Origin of the sequence: Arthrobacter sp. 2YAF22_2 (genome assembly GCF_052114645.1) — a bacterium.
Lineage (GTDB): Bacteria > Actinomycetota > Actinomycetes > Actinomycetales > Micrococcaceae > Arthrobacter.
On record NZ_JBFRFD010000571.1, the window covers coordinates 1 to 2,138 of the forward strand.

Annotated in this window: 2 protein-coding genes; one reads left to right on the forward strand and one right to left on the reverse strand. The window is 65.4% G+C overall.

The features are described 5' to 3' along the window. On the reverse strand, window positions 1-1,652 hold a 1,652-nt coding region (locus AB4Y86_RS17400; protein WP_441403417.1), incomplete at its 3' end, for a DNA gyrase/topoisomerase IV subunit B. 227 nt (window positions 1,653-1,879) lie between these two features. Between AB4Y86_RS17400 and AB4Y86_RS17405 the strand changes: the two genes are divergently transcribed. Further along, on the forward strand, window positions 1,880-2,101 hold the full coding sequence (locus tag AB4Y86_RS17405) for a DUF7455 domain-containing protein (RefSeq protein WP_441403418.1): 222 nt from the start codon (window positions 1,880-1,882) through the stop codon (window positions 2,099-2,101). Window positions 2,102-2,138: the final 37 nt, after the last annotated feature.

Below are 2,138 nucleotides of genomic sequence, written 5' to 3' on the forward strand. Positions count from 1 at the left end.
AGGATGACCTTGCCGTAGCGGGCGGCGGTGATGTCGAAGCTGCGGCCGGAGCCGGCACCGACCACCTGGATCAGGGCCGCGCACTCGGCGTTGGAGAGCATGTCCCCCACCGAGGCCTTCTGGACGTTCAGGATCTTGCCGCGGATCGGCAGCAGTGCCTGGAAGTCCGAGGAGCGGGCCAGCTTGGCGGTGCCCAGCGCCGAGTCACCTTCCACGATGAACAGTTCGGACCGCGCGACGTCGTCCGTCCGGCAGTCCGCGAGCTTGGTGGGCATCGAGGAGGTCTCGAGCGCGTTCTTCCGCCGCTGGGTCTCCTTATGGACGCGGGCCGAGATGCGTGACTTCATCTCGCTGACGACCTTTTCAAGCAGCAGCGCCGACTGGGCCTTGTCGCTGCGGTTGGACGAGGTGAGCTTGGCGTTGATCTCCTGCTCCACCACCTTCGCCACAATGGCCCGCACGGCAGAGGTGCCCAGGATCTCCTTCGTCTGGCCCTCGAACTGGGGTTCGGCGAGACGGACCGTCAGCACGGCCGTCAGACCGGCGAAGATGTCGTCCTTTTCGATCTTGTCGTTGCCGGCCTTCAGCTTGCGGGCGTTCGTCTCCACGGCCTTGCGGAAGGTCTTGATGAGGGCCTGCTCGAAGCCGGACTGGTGCGTTCCGCCCTTGGGGGTGGAGATGATGTTGACGAAGCTGCGCACCGTGTTGTCATAGCCGATGCCCCAGCGGAGGGCGACGTCGACCTCGCAGTCGCGTTCTACTTCGGCGAGCTGGCTGTGGCCGCGGTCGTCCAGGACCGGGACGGTCTCCTTGAACTTGCCGGCGCCGTGCAGCCGCCAGATGTCGGTGACGGCGGGGTCCGCGGCGAGGAAGTCGACGAACTCGGACAGGCCGCCGTCGTGGTGGAAAACTTCCTCGTGCGGGCCGAGCTCTCCCGGGGTTCCCGCGGCCCGGCGCTCATCCCGTACGGTGAGCTTCAGCCCGGGGACCAGGAAAGAGGTCTGTCGGGCGCGGTCCGCCAGCTCGCTGTAGGAGAACTTCGCGTCCGGGGTGAAGATCTGCCGGTCGGCCCAGTAGCGGATCCGGGTGCCGGTGACGCCGCGTTTGGCTTTGCCGACGATGTCGAGCACGGAGCCGTCGACGAAAGGCTCGAAGACGGCGGCCGGATCGGGCTTGGTGCCGGGGTCTTTGAAGCGGCCGGGTTCGCCCCGCCGGAAGGACATCTTGTAGGTCTTGCTGCCGCGGTCCACTTCAACGTCCAGCCGGGAGGACAGGGCATTCACGACCGAGGCGCCGACGCCGTGCAGGCCGCCAGAGGCGGTGTATGAACCGCCGCCGAACTTGCCGCCGGCATGCAGCTTGGTGAAAACGACCTCGACGCCGGTGAGCCCGGTCTTGGGTTCGACGTCGACCGGGATGCCGCGGCCGTCGTCGTGGATCTCGACCGAGTTGTCGGCGTGCAGGATGATCTTAATGTCGTGGCCGAAACCGGCGAGGGCTTCATCGACGGAGTTGTCGATAATTTCCCAGAGGCAGTGCATGAGTCCGCGGGAATCCGTCGAGCCGATGTACATGCCCGGGCGCTTGCGGACGGCTTCCAAGCCCTCCAGCACAGAGAGATGCCGGGCGGTGTAATCAGAACTTGGTGCCACGGGTTGGAAACTCCTTCGGGGACGGTGCGTGGATGTCGCTCTTCCTAGGTTAGTCGGCTTGCCGCCTGACACCGGGTTGCCACTCCCCGAACGGAGGACGCGGCGGGCACCTCGCGGCAGCCGTTATGGGGCCGTGATACGCGGTCAGCGAACTTGACCCATCCTTGCCATGGAATCGCCACGAATGCTGGTTATATAGGTGTAACGATCTACCAAGGAGGCCCAACATGACTACAGCAGTTGCGGATCGCACACTCACAACCGTTGACCGGTGCGACCGTTGCGGAGCCCAGGCATACGTCCGGGTTGTTCTCGAAGCCTCCGGCGGTGAACTGCTTTTCTGCGGTCACCACGCACGCGCCGTCGAACCGAACCTCCGTCCGCTCAGTTCCGACTGGCACGACGAGACCAGCCGCCTCAACGAGAAGGCGCCGGTTCCCGTCGACTAGACTTCGCGGTTAACGCAGTAGGGCCCCTCCTCGCGGA

Coding starts and splice junctions, on each gene's coding strand:
- AB4Y86_RS17405 (WP_441403418.1), top strand. CDS start 1,880: ATGACTACAGCAGTTGCGGATCGCACACTCACAACCGTTGACCGGTGC.